Annotated in this window: 1 protein-coding gene and 1 pseudogene; both read right to left on the bottom strand. The window is 47.2% G+C overall.

Translation table 11 applies throughout. From position 1 onward, the window contains the following. Window positions 1–404, bottom strand: a 404-nt coding sequence (locus tag R7Q09_RS25725; protein ID WP_318143889.1) for an ABC transporter permease, incomplete at its 3' end; no start/stop codon positions are given. Between the two features lie 20 nt (window positions 405–424). Then, a pseudogene (locus tag R7Q09_RS25730) lies at window positions 425–703 on the bottom strand (HlyD family secretion protein); the annotation flags it as partial.

Consider the following 703-nt stretch of genomic DNA (forward strand, 5'->3'; position numbering starts at 1 on the left):
GCTTGTGCCACGGCTGAATTAATTAACTTTGCCACCAAAATATATTGGCTGTTAAAAAACACTGAAAGCTGTGGTTGGCGATGCAGCAAAATGTCTTGGTCAAACTTAGATGGAATGACGGCAAAAGCGTAAATATCGCCTTCAATCATGGCATTCTTGGCTTCATTCGCGCTGGTGTAGTAATAATCCACAGACAGTGTTGAAGAGGCATCCAACGTTTGGATCAGCTTACGAGAGAGCTGCGAATGTTGTAAATCGACCACGCCAATCGGCAGGTCTCTCGCGATTCCCGCAGAAAACACGCCCCAAATGGTAAGCGAAAGCAAAATAGGCACCCAAGTTAAGCACGACAGTAACCACTTGTCGCGCCGTAACACATGCCGTTGTGAAATCTTAATCGTCATAGACTTTTTACCTTGAGCGATTACAGCTCAACCACAACGCTCATACCCATGCGCAGTTCTGGTTCTGGTTGAGTAGGGCGAGCTTCTACTTCAAAGGTACGCAGATCGAAACCTTGTGCTGCATCGGTCGCTCGCCAAGTTGCAAAATCGCCCATTACTGCAACGTGCGTGACTTTAAACTCGACACTTTTATCCAACGCTGGCAGGTATGCGTTAAATGTGGTGTCTTTAGTGAAGTGTTTAAGCAGATCCTCGCGCACGTTCAGTGTTGCCCACGCATCTTCAGTGTCGATGACGGT

The organism is Vibrio sp. 2130-1, from assembly GCF_033339515.1.